At 73.2% G+C, this 20537-nt stretch carries 14 protein-coding genes; 6 read left to right on the forward strand and 8 right to left on the reverse strand.

The genetic code is table 11. The features are described from left to right. The first annotated feature begins 248 nt into the window (after positions 1 to 248). Entirely contained in the window at positions 249 to 3047 is a 2799-nt protein-coding gene (locus tag ACWD12_RS16720) for a DUF4132 domain-containing protein (RefSeq protein WP_450100125.1), read from the forward strand. Between the two features lie 53 nt (positions 3048 to 3100). Here ACWD12_RS16720 and ACWD12_RS16725 read toward each other — a convergent pair whose 3' ends face one another. Next, positions 3101 to 3295: a DUF3046 domain-containing protein gene (locus tag ACWD12_RS16725; RefSeq protein ID WP_358354767.1), complete on the reverse strand. Its 195-nt coding sequence runs from the start codon at positions 3293 to 3295 to the stop codon at positions 3101 to 3103. 127 nt (positions 3296 to 3422) lie between these two features. Between ACWD12_RS16725 and ACWD12_RS16730 the strand changes: the two genes are divergently transcribed. The 5 genes from ACWD12_RS16730 (at position 3423) to ACWD12_RS16750 (ending at position 11595) form a co-directional block, all read left to right on the forward strand. After that, complete coding sequence (locus tag ACWD12_RS16730) at positions 3423 to 8282, forward strand: Lhr family helicase (RefSeq protein ID WP_450100126.1); 4860 nt, start codon at positions 3423 to 3425, stop codon at positions 8280 to 8282. A gap of 370 nt (positions 8283 to 8652) precedes the next feature. Next, the gene (locus ACWD12_RS16735) at positions 8653 to 9456 is read left to right on the forward strand and encodes a DNA-formamidopyrimidine glycosylase family protein (RefSeq protein WP_450100127.1); all 804 of its coding nucleotides are present in this window, start codon (positions 8653 to 8655) and stop codon (positions 9454 to 9456) included. Between the two features lie 28 nt (positions 9457 to 9484). After that, entirely contained in the window at positions 9485 to 10000 is a 516-nt protein-coding gene (locus ACWD12_RS16740) for a GNAT family N-acetyltransferase (RefSeq protein ID WP_450100128.1), read from the forward strand. 131 nt (positions 10001 to 10131) lie between these two features. Beyond that, positions 10132 to 10638: a hypothetical protein gene (locus tag ACWD12_RS16745; protein WP_450100129.1), complete on the forward strand. Its 507-nt coding sequence runs from the start codon at positions 10132 to 10134 to the stop codon at positions 10636 to 10638. Positions 10639 to 10797: 159 nt separating this feature from the next. Continuing rightward, positions 10798 to 11595 (forward strand): SDR family NAD(P)-dependent oxidoreductase, encoded by a 798-nt coding sequence (locus ACWD12_RS16750; protein WP_450100130.1) that lies wholly within the window; start codon positions 10798 to 10800, stop codon positions 11593 to 11595. 68 nt (positions 11596 to 11663) lie between these two features. Here the strand turns inward: ACWD12_RS16750 and ACWD12_RS16755 are convergent, their stop codons facing one another. The 7 genes from ACWD12_RS16755 to ACWD12_RS16785 all read right to left on the reverse strand — a co-directional run bounded on the left by ACWD12_RS16755 (position 11664) and on the right by ACWD12_RS16785 (position 20407). Further along, the gene (locus ACWD12_RS16755) at positions 11664 to 12107 is read right to left on the reverse strand and encodes a hypothetical protein (protein WP_450100131.1); all 444 of its coding nucleotides are present in this window, start codon (positions 12105 to 12107) and stop codon (positions 11664 to 11666) included. Positions 12108 to 12388: 281 nt separating this feature from the next. After that, a complete protein-coding gene (locus tag ACWD12_RS16760; RefSeq protein WP_358354749.1) occupies positions 12389 to 12760 on the reverse strand; it encodes a helix-turn-helix domain-containing protein in 372 nt (123 codons plus the stop codon). Positions 12761 to 12946: 186 nt separating this feature from the next. Beyond that, positions 12947 to 14215 (reverse strand): CinA family nicotinamide mononucleotide deamidase-related protein, encoded by a 1269-nt coding sequence (locus ACWD12_RS16765; RefSeq protein ID WP_358354746.1) that lies wholly within the window; start codon positions 14213 to 14215, stop codon positions 12947 to 12949. A gap of 39 nt (positions 14216 to 14254) precedes the next feature. Continuing rightward, positions 14255 to 14986, reverse strand: coding sequence for a CDP-diacylglycerol--glycerol-3-phosphate 3-phosphatidyltransferase (pgsA, locus tag ACWD12_RS16770; protein ID WP_450100257.1), 732 nt, complete (start codon positions 14984 to 14986; stop codon positions 14255 to 14257). Between the two features lie 227 nt (positions 14987 to 15213). Further along, positions 15214 to 16872 (reverse strand): 30S ribosomal protein S12 methylthiotransferase RimO, encoded by a 1659-nt coding sequence (gene rimO, locus ACWD12_RS16775; RefSeq protein ID WP_450100132.1) that lies wholly within the window; start codon positions 16870 to 16872, stop codon positions 15214 to 15216. Positions 16873 to 16964: 92 nt separating this feature from the next. Then, positions 16965 to 17717, reverse strand: coding sequence for a helix-turn-helix domain-containing protein (locus tag ACWD12_RS16780; protein WP_358354742.1), 753 nt, complete (start codon positions 17715 to 17717; stop codon positions 16965 to 16967). Between the two features lie 140 nt (positions 17718 to 17857). Beyond that, entirely contained in the window at positions 17858 to 20407 is a 2550-nt protein-coding gene (locus tag ACWD12_RS16785; RefSeq protein ID WP_450100133.1) for a DNA translocase FtsK, read from the reverse strand. Positions 20408 to 20537 lie beyond the last annotated feature (130 nt).

Below are 20537 nucleotides of genomic sequence, written 5' to 3' on the forward strand. Positions count from 1 at the left end.
CACCCCCCTCGCCCCCCGAGCCATCTCCCCCGGCGGCAGGCGCGCGCGGACCCTCGGGCACGGCAGACGTAGCTGTCACGGAATGCACCCTATGCCGCGATCCATGCAATTTAGGGCATATGACCGCACGGTCGGCCGTACGGGCGACCGTGCGGCCCGCGGACCGTTCACCGCACGCGCCGGCCCCCTGTCGGAGCGGTTGGCTAGATTCGTCGCGCTCGGCCACCGGGGCCGGAAAGGGGACCAAGGTGGGCACCGAAACGCCGACGACCGCGACGCGCGCAACTCGCCACGAGGGAACGTTCGTTCTGCCGGACGCCTGGAATCGATCCACGACCCTCCGCGCGTCGGCGCCGCACGACCCCGAGCGGCTCGCCGCCACGCTCAGCGGGTACATCTCCCACTGGCTGGCCGCGGCAGCCGGGAGCGAGGCCGACGCGGCAGCTCTCGACGGCGTCGACGTCGTCTGGGCCGCCACGGTCGTCCACGAGCTGAGCGGCACCATGGAGAACACGTACAACTACATCTCTCCGTCCGACCGGCGCAAGCTCTACGGCATCCTCGTCGAACTGCCCACCGACGAGGCGTTCCGCGTCCTGCTCGATCATGTGGACCACGCTCGGGCTGCGGTGCTCGCCGCGGCGAAGCGCTACCCGGTCCGCGCGCTGCGCCTGCTGGCGGACGCGGTCGCGGAGGATCCCGAGCCCGCTGCCGCCACGGCCCGACTGCTGCTCACCACGCACATCGACGCGCACCGCGACCTCGTCGCGGCGGTGCGCCCGATGCTCGACCCGGAGACCGTCGGGATCATCGATGCGCAGACGCGCGTCGTCGTCACGGCGCCGCCCGCGTCCGCCGCGGAAGTTCCGCCCGTGCTCGCGACTCCCCCGTGGACGCGCAAGCGCACTCGTCCGGTCGCGGTCCCGGGCCTCGCAGCAGGGGCGACCGGCCGATTGGTCTGGCAAGCCGGGGAGCGCGAAGCGTTCGCCGCCGCCGCGCGGCAAAGCCCGAGCCCGCGGCCGATACCTCTGACCACCGCGCGTGTCGACGCCCTGCGCGCCGGCGAACTGTCCGATTGGGAGGCCGTCCAGCTCTTCCTCCAGAATTCGGACGCGGGCCTCACCGACGAGCTGCTGTGCTGGCGGCCGAACCTCCGGTGGTTCGCGTCCTCCGACGCCCGCGCGCTGCTGGCCGCGTACGAAGCCGACGCGATTCCCCTGGTGCTCGCCGTGGCGCTCGAGTCGCCGAACCACAGGGCCGACGTGCTCATGCCCGTCGTGGATCTCGACACCGCGCGCCTCATGGCCGGTTGGCTGCACCGCCGTTCGGACGCCCCGCGCGACGTGGCTGCGGTCTGGCTCACCCGGCATCAGGACGATGCCGCGCGCCTGCTCGTCCCCGACGCCGTCGGCAAAGCCGGTCCCGAACGCCGGGCGGCTGAGCGCGCGTTGCGCCACATCGCCGCCGACGACGGCGAGGCGGTGGTACGCAAGGCCGCCGCGACGTACGGAAGCAGAGCGGCTGCGGCGATCGACGCGATGTTCGCGACCGACCCGCTGTCGCTCGGTTTGCCGGCGCGCATGCCGGCCATCCCGCAGTGGGCCTCTCCGTCCATGCTTCCGCAGGTCACCCTCCGGTCCGGCACCGCGCTGCCCGACGAGGCCGCCGGTGCTCTCGTGGCGATGCTGGCGATTTCCAAGCCCGGCATGCCGTACGCCGGACTGGTCGAAGTCAAGGCCGCCTGCGACCCCGAGGCGGCGGCCGCGTTCGCCTGGGCGCTCTTCGAGGCCTGGCGCCTCGCGGGCATGCCGACCAAGGAAGCGTGGGCGTTCCACGCGCTGGGCGTGCTCGGTACGGACGACACGGCGGCACGACTGGAACCCCTTGTGCTGCGGTGGCCGCACCAGGGCGTACACAAGCGTGCGGTCGACGGCGTCGACGTGCTGGCCGCGATCGGCACCCCGGCGACCTTGCGGCGGCTGCTCGCGTTGTCCCGAGGCCAAGGGCTGCGCGCGGTGCGTACCCGGGCGAAGGACAAAGTGGCCGAGGTGGCCGCGTCGCTCGGGCTGAGCGACGCCCAGCTCGCCGAGCGCCTCGTCCCGGACTTCGGGTTGGACGCCGACGGAACGACCGTTCTCGACTTCGGACCGCGCCGCTTCACGGTGGGATTCGACGCGCAGCTCAGGCCCTACGTCCTCGACGAGGCCGGGAAGCACCGCAAGGACCTGCCCTCGGTGGGCCCCGCGGACGACGCCGAGATTGCGGGTGCCGCCCGTGAACGGTTCGCGGCGCTCAAGAAGGACGTCCGCAAGACGGCGACCGCGGCGCTGCGGCGTCTGGAGGCCGCAATGGTCAGCGGCCGTACGTGGACCGCCGACGAGTTCCGCGAGTTCATCGCCGAGCAGCCGCTGATCCGGCACATCGCCCGGCGCCTTTTGTGGTCCGCCAAGGTCGGCGCGGCCGATCCCGTCACCTTCCGGATCTCCGAGGACGGAGCGTTCACAGACGTTCACGGCGATGTCGTCGCTCTGCCGCCCGACGAGACCTCCGACGCGGCCGTGGCCGTGGCGCACCCCGCCGTGCTGGGCGACGACCTCCCGCGATGGGTGGAGGTCTTCGCGGACCGTGAGATCGCCCAGCCGTTCGCGCAACTCGACCGTGCGGTGCACACCCCGCTGCCCGGCGAGTCGGCGGACGCCCAGGTGGCGCGGTACGCCGGGGCGACGGTCGAGACGGCCAAGCTGCTGGGTCTGGAGCGGCGCGGGTGGCTTCGCGAGGCTCCTGGTCAGGGCGGATACCAGTGCGCAAGCGTGTTGCCACTCGGCGACGGGTGGGAGGTGACGCTGTCCTACCACCCGGGCATCTACGCGGGCGTGCCGACCATGAATCCGACGCAGGCGCTGGAAGCGATCGAACTCACCCGTACGGGACGGGGCGCGTACGCCTCCGCCGTGCACAGCCGGACGTTCGCCGACCTTGGCCTCGTCCTCGTCAGCGAGATCCTGGCAGCACTCGACTCGCTCTCCGGACCGCCTCCGAGCGCCTGACGCCCGCTTCGAGCAGATCCTGCAGAGATGGAACGGGGTCGGGACCGCGCGGGTCAGCGGCGGGAGGGGGGTATGTCCATGGCTGCGCAGACGGCGCGCCATACGTCCTTGGCTTCGTAGCCGGCGTCCAGCGCCTGTACGACGGTGCGTCCGCCCAGCTCGGTCATGACGTGGTCGTTGGCGAACGAGTCGGCGTACGTCTCGCCGAAGTGGGCCCGCATCCGCTCCCAGAAGTCGGTCAGTCGCATGGGTCGATTATCCCAGGCCGGACAGCCCTGCCGGTCCGGTCGTGCGCGCGGCCGAGAGGACCGCGGCCGCGTGTCCGGGCCGCTGTCGGGGCCGATTGTCGGTGGGACCCGGCACCATGGAATGGCCATGCATGACGACCCTGACGCGACGCCCCCCGAAGCCGCCCCGACCGAGGCCGAGGCCTTGGTCGACCCCGCCGAGGTTCTGGCCGGGTTCTCGCCCGCGACGCGGGACTGGTTCACGGGGGCCTTCCACCGGCCCACCGCCGCACAGGCGGGCGCCTGGGCGGCGATCGCCGCGGACCGCGACGCCCTGGTCGTCGCCCCCACCGGCTCCGGCAAGACCCTCGCGGCCTTCCTGTCGGCGCTGGACCGGCTGGCCGCCGAGCCGCCGCCGGTCGACGCCCGGCGGCGCTGCCGCGTCCTGTACATCTCGCCGCTGAAAGCGCTCGCGGTCGACGTCGAGCGCAACCTGCGCGGCCCGCTCGCCGGGATCCGGCAGGCGTCGGTGCGGCTGGGGCTGCCCGAGCCGCAGGTCGAGGTCGGCGTACGCTCCGGCGACACTCCCGCCGCCGACCGCCGCCGCTTCGCCACGAAGCCGCCGGACATCCTGATCACGACCCCCGAGTCGTTGTTCCTGATCCTCACCTCGCAGGCCCGCGACGCGCTGCGCGGCGTCGACACCGTCATCGTCGACGAGGTGCACGCCGTCGCCGGCACCAAGCGCGGCGCCCACCTCGCGCTGACCCTGGAACGCCTCGACCAGCTCCTCGACCGCCCGGCGCGGCGCATCGGGCTGTCCGCGACCGTGCGGCCCGTCGACGAGGTGGCCCGCTTCCTGTGCGGCACGCGCGAGGTCACCGTCGTACAGCCGCCCGCCGCCAAGACCTTCGACCTGTCGGTGATCGTGCCCGTCGAGGACCTCGGCGAACTGGCCCAGCGGCCCACCGAGTACGACGAACTCGGCCAGGTCCAGCGTGCCTCGGTGTGGCCGCACGTCGAGGAACGCATCGTCGACCTCGTGCAGGCGCACCGCTCCACGATCGTCTTCGCCAACTCGCGGCGCCTCGCCGAGCGGCTGTGCGGGCGGCTGAACGAGATCGCCTACGAGCGGGCGACCGGCGAGGCGATGCCCGAGTCGGGGCCGCCCGCCGAACTCATGGCCCAGGCCGGGAGCCTCAAGGGCGCCCCGCCGGTGCTCGCCCGCGCGCACCACGGATCGGTGTCCAAGGAGCAGCGCGCGCTCGTCGAGGAAGACCTCAAGGCGGGGCGCCTTCCGGCCGTAGTCGCGACCTCCAGCCTCGAACTGGGCATCGACATGGGCGCCGTCGACCTGGTCGTGCAGGTCGAGTCGCCGCCGTCGGTCGCCTCCGGCCTCCAGCGCGTCGGGCGCGCGGGCCACCAGGTCGGTGCGGTGTCGCGCGGCGTCGTGTTCCCGAAGTTCCGCGGCGACCTCGTGCAGACCGCGGTGGTGACCGAGCGCATGCGCACGGGCGCTATCGAGGCCGTGCGGCCGCCGCGCAACCCGCTCGACGTCCTGGCCCAGCAGATCGTCTCGATGGTGTCGGTCGAGGACTGGGACGTCGAGGAGCTGCTGACGCTGGTACGCCGGGCCGCGCCGTTCGCGTCCCTGCCGGTGTCGGCGTACGAGGCCGTGCTCGACATGCTCGCCGGGCGCTACCCGAGCGACGCGTTCGCCGAGCTGCGCCCGCGCCTGGTGTGGGATCGAGTCGGCGGCACGCTGACCGCCCGGCCCGGAGCCCAGCGCCTCGCGGTGACCAGCGGCGGGACCATCCCGGACCGCGGGCTCTTCGGCGTCTTCCTGGCCGCGGGTGACGGCAAGCAGAAGTCGCGCGTCGGGGAACTCGACGAGGAGATGGTCTACGAGTCGCGCGTCGGCGACGTGTTCACCCTGGGCACGTCGTCGTGGCGCATCGAGGACATCACGCACGACAAGGTGCTCGTCTCCCCCGCGCCGGGCGTCCCCGGCAAGCTGCCGTTCTGGCACGGCGACGCCCTCGGGCGGCCGGTGGAACTGGGGCGCGCGCTGGGGGCGTTCCTGCGCGAGGTCGGTGCGATGGACGCCGAGAGCGCGCGCGAGCGGGTCGCGGCGGCGGGACTGGACGCGTGGGCGGTGGACAACCTGCTCGCCTACCTCGCGGAGCAGCGCGAGGCGTGCGGCCACATCCCGGACGACCGGACGATCGTCGTCGAGCGGTTCCGCGACGAGCTGGGCGACTGGCGCGTCGTGGTGCACTCGCCGTTCGGCGCGCAGGTGCACGCCCCGTGGGCGCTCGCGGTGGCGGCTCGGCTGCGCGAGCGCACCGGGCTCGACGTGCAGACGATGCACGGCGACGACGGCATCGTGCTGCGGCTGCCCGACACCGGCGATCCTCCCCCAGCCTGGCGGCTGGGCGGTGCCCCCGAGTCCGGGGTCGACCTGCTCCCGACATCGAGCCCAGGAAACGCGGACGCCGACGCCGAGTTCAGCCTGCCGCCCGACTTCGCGGTCTTCGACGCGGCGGAGGTCGAGCCGCTGGTGACCGCCGAGGTGGGCGGCTCGGCGCTGTTCGCGTCGCGGTTCCGGGAGTGCGCGGCCCGGGCCCTGCTGCTGCCGCGGCGGATGCCGGGCCGACGTACCCCGTTGTGGCAGCAGCGCCAGCGCGCCGCCCAACTGCTGTCGGTGGCCAGCGAGTACGGGTCGTTCCCGATCGTCCTGGAGACGATGCGCGAGTGCCTTCAAGACGTCTTCGACGTCCCGGGCCTGGCGGAGCTCATGGCCGACATCGCCGCCCGCAAGGTGCGCATCGTCGAGGTGACCACCCCCGAGCCCTCGCCGTTCGCCCGCTCGCTGCTGTTCGGGTACGTCGCCCAGTTCATGTACGAGGGCGACTCGCCCCTCGCCGAGCGCCGTGCCGCCGCTCTCGCCCTCGACTCTCGCCTGCTGTCCGAGCTGCTCGGCCAGGCGGAACTGCGCGAACTCCTCGACGCGGACGTGGTCGCGCGTACCGAGGCCGAGTTGCAGCGGCTGGCCGAGGACCGGCGGGCGCGCGACGTCGAGGGTGTCGCCGACCTGCTGCGCCTGCTCGGGCCGCTGGGCACCGATGAGGTGGCCGAGCGCAGCCTCGGCACGCCCGCCGACACCTCGCGATGGCTGGTCGCGCTGGAAGAGGCGCGCCGGGCGATCCGGGTGCGGGTCGCGGGTGTCGAGCGCTGGGCGGCGATCGAGGACGCCGGGCGGCTGCGCGACGCGCTGGGCACACCGCTGCCCGTGGGGGTTCCCGAGGCGTTCACCGAACCGGTCAAGGACCCGCTCGGCGACCTGTTGGCCCGGCACGCGCGCACCCGGGGGCCCTTCCACGCGGCCGACGCCGCGGCCCGGTTCGGGCTGGGGACGGCCGTGGTGACCGGGGCGTACCAGCGCCTGTCGGCGAACGGCCGGGTGGTGTCCGGCGAGTTCCGGCCCGGCGGCGCGGGCACCGAGTGGTGCGACGCCGAGGTGTTGCGGATGCTGCGGAGGCGTTCGCTGGCCGCGCTGCGCCACGAGGTCGAGCCGGTGCCGCCGCTCGCGCTCGCCCGGTTCCTGCCGGTGTGGCAGGGGGCAGGCGGTTCCGCAGCCCGCGGGCTGCGCGGCGTCGACGGCCTGGTGCGCGCGGTGGAGCAGTTGCAGGGGGCGGCGGTTCCGGCGTCGGCGCTGGAGAAGCTGGTGCTGCCGTCGCGCGTGGCGGCGTACAACCCGGCGCTGCTCGACGAGTTGTGCGCGACGGGCGAGGTGGTGTGGGCCGGCCACGGCGCGCTGCCGGGCAACGACGGATGGGTGTCGCTCTACCTCGCCGACGCCGCTCCGCTGCTTCTGCCGCCACCCGCGCCGCTCGACCTCGGTCCGCTGCACCGGGCGGTCCTGACCGCGCTGGACGGCGGGTACGGCCTGTTCTTCCGGCAGATCGCGGACCGCGTCCCGCAGTTCCTGCCGCCCGACGCCACCGTGCCGAGTGATGCCGAGGTCGTCACGGCTTTGTGGGATCTGGCGTGGGCGGGCCATGTCACGGGCGACACGCTCGCGCCGCTGCGCGCGCTGATGGGGTCCGGGCGTACCGCCGGATCGACGGCGCACCGGGCGCGCCGGGCCACCCCGCGCGGCCGGTACGGCGGGCTCAGCCGTGGCCGTCCCGTCGCCCCCGCGCGGTCCGCGCCGCCCATCGCGGTGGGCCGGTGGTCGCTCGTGCCCGAGCGCGAGGAGGATCCGACGCGTCGGGCGCACGCGTTGGCCGAGACGCTGTTGGACCGGCACGGTGTCGTGACGCGCGGCGCCGTGGTCGCGGAGGGGAGCCCGGGCGGGTTCTCGGCGGCGTACCGGGTGCTGTCGGCGTTCGAGGAGACCGGACGGGTACGCCGCGGCTACTTCGTCGAAGGTCTCGGGGCCGCCCAGTTCGCGGCCGACGGGGCGGTGGACCGGCTGCGCGCGCTGCAACAGGCGGCGGAGCGGCGGGCCGAGTCGTCCGGGGCTTTCGGGGCGTTCACGGGGGACGCGTCGTCCGGCGGCATCCCGCCCGGCTTCGCGGACGCCGGCGCGCGGCGGTCCGGCTTCACCCAGGCGCGCGACGACGCGGGGCCGCGGGCGCTGCTGCTCGCGGCGGCCGACCCCGCCAACCCGTACGGCGCGGCGCTGCCCTGGCCGGACCGCCCCGGCGAGGCCGCGGGCGGACACCGGGCGGGCCGCAAGGCCGGTGCCCTCGTGGTACTCGTGGACGGCGAACTGGTGCTCTACGTCGAGCGGGGCGGCCGGTCGCTGCTCACCTGGACCGAGCAGCCCGAGCGGCTGCAACCGGCCGTCGACGCGCTGGCGCTCGCGGTGCGCGAAGGGGCGCTCGGCAAGCTCACCGTCGAACGGGCGGACGGCGAAGGCGTCTTGACCTCGTCGCTGGGCCGGGCCCTGGAGGCCGCCGGATTCCACGCGACGCCGCGCGGTCTGCGGCTGCGTGGGTGAGACCTTTTCGTTACGCGTCCGCCTGCCGTACGAAACACCCCGGTCACGTGGGTCGCGCAGTATCGAGTCACGGATGCAGCGCCATTCCGTACCTCCCCACCAGGAGGAACCTCGCCCGTGGCGACCCTGCACGCGCCACGGTAGGGGACGATCGCAACTGGTGTCGCGCACGTGTTCCTGGCCGCGCGGGTGCGACACCGGTTGTGATCATTTTTTGTGCCCTGGGGCCGCGCCTGCCCAGCGCAGGGCCTCTCGGGAGCGGCATCCGGTGAAGCGGTGCCCGAGATGACGCAGCGCCCGACAGCGCGGCGCGCGTACCCGTCGGCGACCCTCCCCGCGCTTCCGGGCCGCCCGCACGGACAATGGACCCATGCCTGAAGGCGACACGGTGTTCCAGACCGCGACCCTGCTGCGCGGCGCGCTGGCGGGGCGGGTTCTCACGCACACGGACTTCCGCGTACCCCGGTACGCGACGGTGGACTTCGCGGGCCGCCGGGTCCTCGCGGCCGAGTCGCGCGGCAAGCACCTGCTCGTCCGCTTCGAGGGCAACGTGACCCTGCACACGCACTTGCGGATGGACGGGGCGTGGCGCGTACGGGAAGCGGGCGGGCGCGTCGGGGCAAGTCCGCGGGATCAGGTGCGCGTGGTGCTGGCCAACGACGCGTACACCGCGATCGGGCTGCGGCTGCCGGTCGTGGACTTGGTGCGAACCGCGGACGAGTCGCGGGTGGTCGGCCACCTCGGGCCCGACCTGCTCGGTCCCGACTGGGATGCGGACGAGGCGGTGCGGCGGTTGGCCGCGCGGCCCGGGCGTCCGGTCGGCGAGGCTCTTCTCGACCAGCGCAACCTTGCCGGCGTGGGCAATGTCTACCGGGCCGAACTGTGCTTCCTGCACGGCGTGTCCCCTTTCGCGCGCGTCGACGCGGCGGGCGACCTGCATGCGATGGTCGACCTGGCCAAGCGTGCCCTTGAGGCGAACCGCGAGCGCCACGGGCACATCACGACGGGCGATCCGCGGCCCGGCCACCAGCACTGGGTGTACGGGCGCCTCGGTCGCCCCTGCCGCCGCTGCGGCACCCTGATCCGCAAGGTCGAGGCGGGCGAACCGCCGCGCGTTGTGTTCTGGTGCCCGCGATGCCAGCCGGGCGACCACGATGCCCGAAGCACGCGCTGAGGACGGGATGAACGGGATGATGGGCGCCATGAACCCCTCCATCACCTGGACCGTCCGCCCCGAGACGCGGGCCGACGTCCCCGTCATCCACGCGATCACCGCGGCCGCCTTCGAGACCCCGATGGAAGCCGACCTCGTCGACGCGCTGCGCGCCGACCCGGCGTGGATCGAGGGGCTTTCGGTCGTGGCCGTGACCCCGGACGGCACCGTGGCGGGGCATGCGCTGCTGACCCGCTGCCACATCGACGGCGTGCCGGCGCTGTGCCTGGCCCCGGTGTCGGTGCTGCCCGAGTTCCAGAAGACCGGCGCGGGCTCGGCGTGCGTCCGGGCGCTCCTGGAGGCGGCCCGCGAGCGCGGCGAGAACGCCGTCACGGTGCTCGGACACCCGGACTACTACCCGAAGTTCGGCTTCGTACGGGCCTCCGGGCACGGGATCAGGCCGCCGATGGAGGTGCCGGACGAGGCCATGATGGTGCTCGCACTCGACCCGGCCCGCCCCCTGCCGCAGGGCACGATCGAGTACGCGGCGCCGTTCGGGATCTGAGGCCGACACCGGTCGGGCCAGGGCCGCGGTTCCGCGGATCGCCGCGGACCACTCTTCGGGGGGACTTGGGGTGACCGCCGGGCGCCTGGGTCGTCGTACAGGGCGTCCGCGCGACCGCCTCGGAGGTTCCTGTGACCGCGTACCGGCTGTCCGTTCCCCGACTGGGCGTTCTGCTGTGCCTGCCGCTGGTCGCCGGGTGCGTCTCCGGCGGGCCGCGCGCCGCGGGGGTGTTCGACATGCCGCCGCCACCCGCGCCCGCGGCGGTGGCCGCGCCGGCGGGGCCGGCGGTGGCCACCACGCCGGCGTCGGGGCCGGCGGTGTCGGTCGGGCCGCCGATGGTTTCGTGGACGTCGCCGTCGCCGGTGCCGCCGAGCGGCGGACCGTCGGTGGTGCCGCCAGTGGTGCCCGCGGTGGACGCACCGCACGACGGCGAGGCCTCCGTACCACGGCAGCCGCCACGCCGACCGGGGCCGACGCACGGGACCGTCCCGCCGCGGCGTCCCGCTCCGGCGCCGTCCGCCGCGCCGTCCCCGACGACGCTGCCCGGCAACGCGTGCGACGGGCTCGCGCGGTACGGCGTGTTCCCGGAGGGCGGCTCGGCGCACCAGTGGTGCCTGAGTCGGCAGCAGGCGTACTGACACCGGCGTACTGACACCACCGGCCCGACATCGGCGGGCTGACCTGCGGCGGAGCGACCGGACCCACAGCGGACGTTTATTGACTGTTCGTCAGATCGAATCTACGGTCCCCCGTGGGCCCGGTATCCCGGCCCCAGGCACTCCTTGGGAGGGGAACCCGTGTTGCGCACAGCCCTCGATCTGTCCGGCCGCGTGGCCGTCGTCACCGGTGCCGCGAGCGGAATCGGCCGCAGCAGCGCGCAGGTTCTGGCCGAACTCGGCGCCGCGGTCGTCTGCGCCGACATCAACCAGGCCGGCGCCGAGGCCACCGCGAAGCTGATCGCCGACGCGGGCGGCAGCGCGACCGGCACCACCGTGGACGTGTCGTCGGCCGCCTCGGTCGACGCCCTCGTCGCCGCGGCCGTCGCCGAGCACGGGCGCCTGGACGTCATGGCCAACATCGCCGGCATCATGCACACCAGCACCGTGATCGAGACGACCGACGAGGACCTGGAGCGGGTCCTGTCGATCAACTTCAAGGGTGTCTTCTACGGCTGCCGTGCGGCCGCGCGCGTCATGGTCGAGCAGGGCTCCGGAAGCATCGTCAACATGGCGTCCAGCGCCATCGACACCGCCAACGCGGGGCTTCTGTGCTACGGCGCCGCCAAGGCCGCGATGTACCAGCTGACCAAGACCCTCGCGACCGAGGTCGGGCCGCGGGGCGTACGCGTCAACGCGGTCGCGCCCGGCTGGACCGTGACCGGCATGACCGGCCGCCACTGGACGGCCGAGGACGGCACGCAGGACGAGGAGCGCAAGGCCGCCGTCGCCGCGCCGATGATGAAGATGTCGCCGCTGAGGCGCGTCGGCGAGCCGGAGGACATCGCGTACGCGGTGGCCTACCTCGCGTCCGACGCCGCCAAGTTCATGACCGGCCAGGTGCTGCGCCCCAACGGCGGCGTGACGATGCCTTGGTGACGCGTTTCGCGTCGTGACGGCGCACGTCTCACGCGGTACGCACCAGCCGGTGCGTACCGCGTCGTGCCTCACATTGCCCAGGGCCCGGGAGGCGCCGGCGGGGACTCGTCCCGGTCGGCGCTTTCGGCGTGCGTGACGGGGAGGCCCGTACCGGCCGCCGCGGCGGTCGCGCCCGCCGGGTTCGGCACCCGGGCCGCGCGCCGGAAGCGCCGGGCGGCGCAGTGCACCGGCAGCAGCGTCAGGCTCCACCCGCCGAGCAGCACGGCCGCGGAGCCGGGGCGCGGGGCGGTGGCCTCCGCGTGCAGCGCCCAGGCCATGCCGGCGAGCCAGGCCAGCGTGAGGACCGAGGCGAGCAGCCAGGTGGCCGCGTCGCGGTCGCGTACGTCGCGGTACACGACGTCGTGCACCAGGGACCGCAGCGTGCGGTCCGGTCGGCCGCCGGGAGCGCGCCCAGGGATCCTGCCTGCGGCGCCGCCAGCGGTCCTGCCAAGGTGTTGCCCAACCTGGTTCATGGTCGGCCTCCTCGGTTCCCCTTTTGGGGGCATCCCCAGCCTCACCCCGGAACATCCGGTCGGGCCAGGAAGCGGGTGGCCAATCACCCGATCGGCGCATGTCGTAGTCACCATGCGTGATGATTTGTGTGGTATCGGCTACCGGCTGCACGCGCGGGCGGGTGCCTTGCGGACTCGTGCGTACGGGAACGCGTGAGGGCGGCGCCGGATCCCTCGGGATCCGCACCGCCCTCCACAGGTCCGCAGCCGGGGCGCCGCCCTCGCGGGCCCGGCCCGGCGGACTACGCCGCGACGACCACGTCCACCTGGCTCGTGGCCTTGACCGAACCGGACGACCCCGGCCCGGGAACGCGCTCCGACCCCGACGGTCCGACCGGTTCCAGCACCGGACGCGAGGTCAGTCCCTCGTTGTGCGCCAGCTCGGAAAGCGCCAGCTCGTCGCTGACCTCCCGAAGCACTATCGACATTCGTACGTCCAACGCCTCGCAGATGGCGGCGAGAAGCTCGGACGACGCTTCCTTCTGACCGCGCTCGACCTCCGAGAGGTACCCGAGGGACACCCGGGCCGCCGACGACACCTCGCGCAGGGTGCGGCCCTGGCGCTGGCGTTGCCGACGCAGCACGTCACCCAGCAGGCGACGGAGCAGAATCATCGGTCGCTCCCTCCTAGGACCCCGGCTGCAACGGACACAGCCCCACCGTACCCGGCATCCCTCGACTGCGTACCGGGTCTGCCGTCCTGTTCACCGAGAGCGTGGAGCCAACGCGCCCTGGGTGACGGCTTGTCGCTTTCGCACCGTTCAAAACCTTCGTTCCGCATCGGTCGCACAACCCCCCTCTCAGCCCGTGAATTCCCGGGCGGGCTCCTGCGGCAGCCCCAGGATCGTGCGCCGCAGCAGTTCCAAGGTCCGCACCACGGTCAGAGTCCGGATCCTGTCACGGTCTCCCGGCAGGTGCGGGGAGACGGTCACGGTGCCCTCCGGGCCCGCCACCGCGATGTGCACCTCGCCCACCGGACGGCCGTCCTGCGGTTCCGGGCCGGCCACGCCGGTCGTGGCCACACCGTAGGTACCCGACAGCAGCGCCCGCACACCCTCGGCCATCTCCCGTGCCACCTGCGGGTGTACGGCGCCTTCGGCGGCCAGCAGTGCCGCGCCGACGCCGAGCACCGAGGTCTTGACGTCGGTGGCGTACGCCGTCACCGAACCGCGGAACGCCGCGGACACGCCGGGCACGGTCACCACGGTCGCGGCCAGCAGCCCGCCGGTCAGCGACTCGGCGGCCGCGAGGGTCGCGCCGCGTTCCACCAGCAACCGTGCAACGACTGCGACCAGCGACTCGGTTCCCTCGGCGTACACGCAGTCGCCCAGCAGCTCGTACGCCCGCAGCGCGGCGGCGTCCACCTCGGCGCCGCCGCCCGGGCCCGTCGAGGTGAGTTTGACGCGGGTCTCGCCCGGCTCTGCGAGATAGGCGACCTCGACCGCGCCGGACGCGGCGAGGTCTTTCTCCAGCGGTTCGAGGTGCTGCGCGACGACGCCCTCGCCGACGCCGACCGTGCGCAGCACCCGCTGCGCCCGCGGCGCGGGGGCGCCGGAGCGGCGCAGCAGGTCGGGCAGGACCTGGTCGCCCACCATCGCGGCCATCTCGTGCGGGACGCCCGGGGTCGCGTACACGACGGTGCCGCGGACCTCGATGGTCAGGCCGGGCGCGCTGCCCCGGTCGTTGGGGAGAATGCGGCCGCCTTCGGGCAGGTCGGCCTGCTGGAGTCCGAGGCCGGTCAGCGTGCGGTTGGTGTCCCGGTAGCGGTCGCGCAGCCACTGCTCGACCTCGGGGTCGCGGCGCAGTTCCACGCCGGCCACCCGGGCCACGGCCTCGCGGGTGCGGTCGTCGGAGGTGGGTCCGAGGCCACCGGTGATCAGCACGGCGTCGGCGCGGTCGACCGCGATGCGCAGGACCTCGACCAGTTCGCCGAGGCCGTCGCCGACCGTGGACACGCCGGTGACGCGCAGACCGGCGTCGGTGAGCATGCGCCCGAGGCGGCTCGCGTTGGTGTTGACGACGTCGCCGATGAGCAGTTCGTCGCCGACCGCGACAAGTTCGACCTTCACCTGGCGTGCCCCCTGTCCCTTGTGGTCCTTGTGGTGTCCCTAGTCGGTGCGCCCCAGCTCGGGATGCACCGGCTGGGCGCGTCCCGGGTCCACGGCCGCTCCGACGCCGCTGCCCGCCGCCGATTCGGCGGCACCGGTCGAGTCACCGGCCGCGTTGCCGGCCGAGGAACCAGCCGAGGAACCGGCCGGGTCGTCAGCCGCATCGTCGGCCGAATCCCCGCCACGCAGCGCCTTGACCACGTAGTCCACGCCCGTGACGACGGTGGCGATCACCGCGACGGCCATGACCCACGCACGGAACGACGCGAGCGGGCCGGTCATCACGAGGACATACATACCGATCGCGGTGCCCTGCAGCAGTGTCTTGAGCTTGCCCCCGCGGCTTGCCGGGATCACTCCCCGTTTGATCACCCAGAAACGCATCAGGGTGATGCCGATCTCGCGGAACAGCACCACGCCGGTGACCCACCAGGGCAGATCGCCCAATGCGGACAGGCCGATCAGCGCGGCACCCATCAGGGCTTTGTCGGCGATGGGGTCGACGAGCTTGCCGAAGTCGGTCACCAGACCGTGCCGGCGCGCGAGCATGCCGTCGAAGCGGTCGCTGATGCTGGCGACGGCGAACGCGGCCCACGCGTAGGCGCGCCAGACGGGGTCGTGGCCGCCGTCCTGGACAAGCAGGTACACGAACAGCGGCACGATGGCGATGCGCATCACCGTGAGGCCGTTGGCGGCGTTCCACACACTGACCGACGTCGTCGGGTCGCCCAGGCGGTCCGGCTTGGGCGGGTGGTTGGCCGCCGCGGTGCGGACCGCTTCGGCGGGATGCGCGGCGGCCGCGCGGACCGCCTCGGCGCGCTGGTGGGTCGCAGCGCGCACGGCCTCGGCGCGGTGGGCCGCGGCGGTGCGTACCGCTTCCGCCCGCTTGGCCGCCGCGGCTCGGGCGGCCTCGGACGGGCGGGGGCGGGACGACGGTGTCGTGGGTGTGGGGTCTTCGGTCACCGCATAGGTCCCGATGGCACGTCGTCGGGTACGCCCGGGGCGGAGATGGCCGCGGCGGCGTCGGCGGCCGTCCCGGCGGCGGGATCGGGATCGGGTTCGATGTCGAGGTCGGCGTCGAGGTCGGTGTCGGCGTACAGGTCGACCCCCTCGCTGCCGACCACGAGGGCGCGTACGAACGTGCCGACCGTCAGATCGCGGCCGCGCAGGACGGTCAGGCCGTCGATCTCCGGCGCCTGGTGCGCCGCCCGGCCCTCGGCGGTGACGGTGCCGTCGTCGGCGATGTCGACGATCTCCTCGACGAGGACCGTGACTTCGGTGCCGACGCGCTCCTCGGCGCGCTGCGCGGTCAGCTCCTCGGCCAGGCGCGTGACGCGCTCCAACCGCTCGGCGACCACCTCGTCGGGCAGCTTGCCGTCGTATCCGGCGGCCTCGGTGCCCTCCTCGTCGGAGTACCCGAACACGCCGATCGCGTCGAGGCGGGCCTCGGTGAGGAACCGCATGAGCTCCTCGACGTCCTCCTCGGTCTCCCCGGGGAAGCCGACGATGAAGTTAGAGCGGGCGCCCGCCTCGGGGGCCTTGGCCCGCACCTGGTCGAGCAGGCCGGTGAACGCCTCGCGCGAGCCGAACCGGCGCATACGGCGCAGCACCGGCTCGCTGGCGTGCTGGAACGACAGGTCGAAGTACGGGGTGACGCCGGCGGTTCCGGTGAGCACGTCGACCAGCCCGGGGCGCATTTCGGCCGGCTGGAGGTAGTTGACGCGCACGCGCTCGATGCCTTCGACGGCGGCGAGTTCGGGCAGCAGCGTCTCCAGGAGGCGGATGTCGCCCAGGTCCTTGCCGTACGACGTGGAGTTCTCGCTCACCAGCACGATTTCGCGCACGCCCTCCGAGGCGAGCCAGCGCGCCTCGTCCAGCAGGTCGGTCGGCCGCCGCGACAGGAACGAGCCGCGGAAGGACGGAATCGCGCAGAACGAGCAACGGCGGTCGCAGCCGGACGCGAGCTTGACCGAGGCCACCGGCCCGTCGCCGAGGCGCCGGCGCAGGGTGCGCGGACCGGACGCGGGGGCGACGCCCTCGGGAAGGTCCTCGGGGACGGCCGCGTCGGCGCGCTCGGTGTCCCCGTGGCCCGGGACGGCTCCGGCGGCGTCCTGCCGCTCGGCGGGACTCAGCGGCAGCAGCTTGCGGCGGTCGCGCGGTACGTGCGAGGTGTGCTTCTCGCCCGCGAGGATCGCGCGGAGCCGACCCGCGATGTCCTCGTAGTCGTCGAAGCCGAGCACCGCGTCGGCCTCGGGCAGCGCGCCCGCGAGTTGGTCGCCGTAGCGCTCGGCCATGCAGCCGACGGCGACGACCGCTTGCGTGGGGCCGCCGTCCTTCTTCAGGTCGGCGGCCTCCAGGACGGTGTCGATGGAGTCCTTCTTCGCGGACTCGACGAAGCCGCAGGTGTTGACGAGGACGACCGAGGCGTCCGAGGCGTCTTCGGTGAGGCGCCAGCCGTCCGCTTCCAGCCGCCCGGCCAGCTCCTCGGAGTCGACCTCGTTGCGGGCGCAGCCGAGCGTGACCAACGCCACGGTGCGACCGCCGCCCGCCGTGGCGGCAACGGAGTCTGCGGCGTGGTCTGCGGGGCGTTCATCGGACGCGGTGCGGGGGGCGGGCATGCCGGAAAGCCTACGTCAGGACGGGACCCGGACCCGACGCGGGAAGCATTCCGGCGGCGGTTCGGGTCGTCGGAGCGGCCCGGGGCGCCGGATCAGCCCTGCTGGGGATCGCCGGGCTTGAAGGTGAAGCGTACGACGTGGTCCTTGATGCTCGCCGGGCCGAGGTCCTTGCCGTTCACGTTGAGCCGGGCGGCCGGGCCGTTGCCGAGGACCACCTTGAGCTGGGTGGGATCGGTGAACTCCTGGCCCTTGCCCTTGGCGATGACGCCGTCGAACACCTCTTTGCCCGCGCTGTTGGTGACGCTGGCCCAGGTGGAGCCGGTGACCGCGTCGATGCGGACCTTGACGTCGACCGGCGCCTGCGCGACGACCTCCTGCGGGGGCGCGGGGGGCGGCGGAACCGGGGCGGCCTGGGTGGCGGGCGGCGGCGGGGTGGGCGTGGCGGTCGCCGTACTGCCCTTGTCGTCGTCCTTGCCACTGAACACCTGGAACGCGACGAAGCCGATCACGGCGACGACCGCGGCGGCCATCGCGGCGGTCCAGTTCGGGGCGATCCGCCGCTCGGGTTTGACCCGTTCGGGTTCGAAGATCACCGTGGGGCTCGGCACCGGGCCGCTGCCGTAGCGCGCGTCGTACTCGGCGAGCAGCGGCTCGGGGTCGGTGTCGACCGCGCGGGCGAACGAGCGGATGTGGCCGCGAGCGTAGAAGTCGCCGCCGCAGGCCGCGAAGTCGTCGTGCTCGATCGCCTCCACCAGGGGCTGCCTGATGCGCGTGACCTCACTCACCTGATCGACGGTGAGTCCCGCTTTGGTGCGGGCGTCGGCGAGAGTCTGACCGATGGACACGAGCGCGCCTCCGAGCGTGCAGCCACTGCGGCGGAAATCAGTCTAGGGCTGGGCGGAACGGTGGTTTCGCGGCTGAGTGGCCTCACAGGCGCCTTGTAGCTCAGCTGAAACACAGATGATCATGAGTTGACTATTTTTGCTCATTCCCCGCGCAGCGTGCTCAACACCTGATCAAGTTCATCCGGCTTGATGAGCACATCGCGGGCCTTGGAACCCTCACTCGGACCGACGATCCCGCGCGACTCCATCAGGTCCATCAGCCGGCCCGCCTTGGCGAACCCTACGCGCAATTTGCGCTGCAGCATCGAGGTCGAACCGAACTGCGTGGAGACCACCAACTCCGCGGCCTGGCACAGCAGGTCGAGGTCGTCGCCGATCTCCTCGTCGATCTGCTTCTTCGGACCGGCCGCCTCCGCGACGTCCTCGCGGTACTCCGGCTGCAGCTGCTCCTTGCAGTGCCGGACGACCGCCTCGACCTCGGCCTCGGTGACGTACGCACCCTGCATGCGCACCGGTTTGTTGGCACCCATTGGGAGGAACAGTCCGTCACCCTTGCCGATCAACTTCTCGGCGCCCGGCTGGTCGAGGATCACCCGGCTGTCGGCGAGCGAGCTCGTCGCGAACGCCAGCCGCGACGGCACGTTGGCCTTGATCAGCCCGGTCACGACGTCCACGCTCGGCCGCTGCGTCGCGAGCACCAGGTGGATGCCGGCCGCGCGGGCCAGCTGGGTGATGCGCACGATCGAGTCCTCGACGTCGCGCGGCGCCACCATCATCAGGTCGGCCAGCTCGTCGACGATCACCAACAGGTAGGGGTACGGCGTCAGTTCGCGTTCGCTGCCGGGCGGCGTGGTCAACTTGCCGGACCGCAGGGCCTTGTTGAAGTCGTCGACGTGCCGGAACCCGAAGTTCGCCAGGTCGTCGTAGCGCATGTCCATCTCGCGGACGACCCACTGGAGGGCCTCCGCGGCGCGCTTCGGGTTGGTGATGATCGGGGTGATCAGGTGCGGGATGCCCTCGTACGCGGTCAGCTCCACGCGCTTGGGGTCGACCAGCACGAGGCGTACCTCGTCCGGTGTCGCGCGCATCATGATCGAGGTGATCAGGCCGTTGATGCAGGACGACTTGCCCGCGCCGGTGGCGCCCGCGACGAGCACGTGCGGCATCTTGGCGAGGTTCGCGACGACGAAGCCGCCCTCGACGTCCTTGCCGAGCGCGACCAGCATCGGGTGGAGGTCGGTGACCGCCTCGTCCGAGCACAGCACGTCGCCGAGGTTGACCATCTCGCGGTCGGTGTTCGGAATCTCGATGCCGACGGCGGACTTGCCGGGGATCGGGCTGATGATGCGCACATCGGCGCTGGCGACCGCGTACGCGATGTTCTTGGCGAGTGCGGTGATCCGCTCGACCTTGACCGCCGGGCCCAGCTCGACCACGTAGCGCGTCACCGTGGGACCGCGCGTGAAGCCGGTGACCTGCGCGTCGACGTTGAACTGCTCGAAAACCTGGGTCAGCGCGGCGACGACGTCGTCGTTGGCCTTGCTGCGGGCCTTGCCAGGGCCACCACGCGTCAGCAGGTCGCTGGCCGGCAGGTGGTAGGTCACGTCGCCGGAGAGCCGCAACTGCTCGCTGCGCGGCGGCGCCGGGCTGTGCGGCGGCGCCTTGCGCGTGTTGTCCGGAACGGTCTTGCGGCTGCGCGCCGAGGGGACCGGGAGTGCCGCGGCGTCCAGCGCGGCGGCCGCCGCGGCGGCGACGTCGATGGGGTCGGGGCCCTTGCCCATGGCGCCCTGCCGGCGGCGGGGGCGGGCGCGGCGCGGGGCCTCGTCCTCGCCCTCGGGGGCCTGCTTCGCGAGGGGGTCGGCGGCAGGGGTGGAGCGTCTGCGCCCGCGACGTGGCTCCTCTTCCAGGGGCTCGGCACGGACGTCGTCCTCGTACTCGTCGTCGTACGGGTCGTACTCGTCGTACATCTCCTCCCCGCCGGGGAAGCCCAGGTAGCCGCGCAACCGGTAGGGAACCGACGCGATCGGCGTCGCGGTGACGACCAGCAGGCCGAAGAAGATGACGAGGAGGAGCAGCGGTATGGCCGCCCACTTGGTGACGGACTCCACCAGCGGGGCGGAGAAGACGTACCCGACGAAGCCGCCGGCGGTGCGCATCGCGGTGGCGCCGTCGCCGGGCCGCGGGGTGCCGGAACCGACGTGGATCATGCCGAGGACGCCGGCCACCAGCGCCGTGCAGCCGATGACGATGCGGCCGGTCGCGTCGACGAGTTCGGGGTGCCGCAGGACGCGGATCGCGAGCGCGGCCACCAGGAACGGGACCAGGACGTCCAGCCGCCCGACGAGCCCGGCGACCACGGCGTCCACCAGGTCGCCCACCGGACCGTCGACGTTGCCCCACACACCGGCGGCGACCACGATCGCGAGACCGAAGAGGGCCAGGCCGAGCCCGTCCCTGCGGTGCGCCGGATCCAGCCCTCGCGCACCCTGCCCGATGCTGCGGAAGACCCCGCCGAGGGCGTGTGCGATGCCGAGCCAGATGCCCTTGACCGCGCGGAAGACCAGATCCCCGATCTTCTCGAACACGCCCTTCTTGGGCGGCGGCGGCGGAGGCGCCGGCTTCTTGGCCGGTGCCTTCTTCTTCGCGGCGCCGCCGGTGCGGGCGCCGCCGCCGGACGTACGCGTGGCCATAAAAGCGAGGCTACCCCCCGGGCACGCGCGTCTCACGTGTCACAACGAACTCACCGGCGCGTGTCGCCCGCTCCCACCCGGTCCGCCCCATTCGTTCCGGTGGCCGTGCGGCACCTCGGGGACGGTCGGC

This window comes from Streptodolium elevatio (genome assembly GCF_053592165.1).

What these genes read in the sequence shown, in the direction of transcription:
- ACWD12_RS16785 (WP_450100133.1), bottom strand. Translation starts at nt 20,407, where the DNA reads ATGGCCACGCGTACGTCCGGCGGCGGCGCCCGCACCGGCGGCGCCGCG.
- ACWD12_RS16760 (WP_358354749.1), bottom strand. Translation starts at nt 12,760, where the DNA reads ATGATTCTGCTCCGTCGCCTGCTGGGTGACGTGCTGCGTCGGCAACGC.
- ACWD12_RS16725 (WP_358354767.1), bottom strand. Translation starts at nt 3,295, where the DNA reads ATGCGACTGACCGACTTCTGGGAGCGGATGCGGGCCCACTTCGGCGAG.
- ACWD12_RS16740 (WP_450100128.1), top strand. Translation starts at nt 9,485, where the DNA reads ATGAACCCCTCCATCACCTGGACCGTCCGCCCCGAGACGCGGGCCGAC.
- ACWD12_RS16735 (WP_450100127.1), top strand. Translation starts at nt 8,653, where the DNA reads ATGCCTGAAGGCGACACGGTGTTCCAGACCGCGACCCTGCTGCGCGGC.
- ACWD12_RS16730 (WP_450100126.1), top strand. Translation starts at nt 3,423, where the DNA reads ATGCATGACGACCCTGACGCGACGCCCCCCGAAGCCGCCCCGACCGAG.
- ACWD12_RS16755 (WP_450100131.1), bottom strand. Translation starts at nt 12,107, where the DNA reads ATGAACCAGGTTGGGCAACACCTTGGCAGGACCGCTGGCGGCGCCGCA.
- rimO (WP_450100132.1), bottom strand. Translation starts at nt 16,872, where the DNA reads ATGCCCGCCCCCCGCACCGCGTCCGATGAACGCCCCGCAGACCACGCC.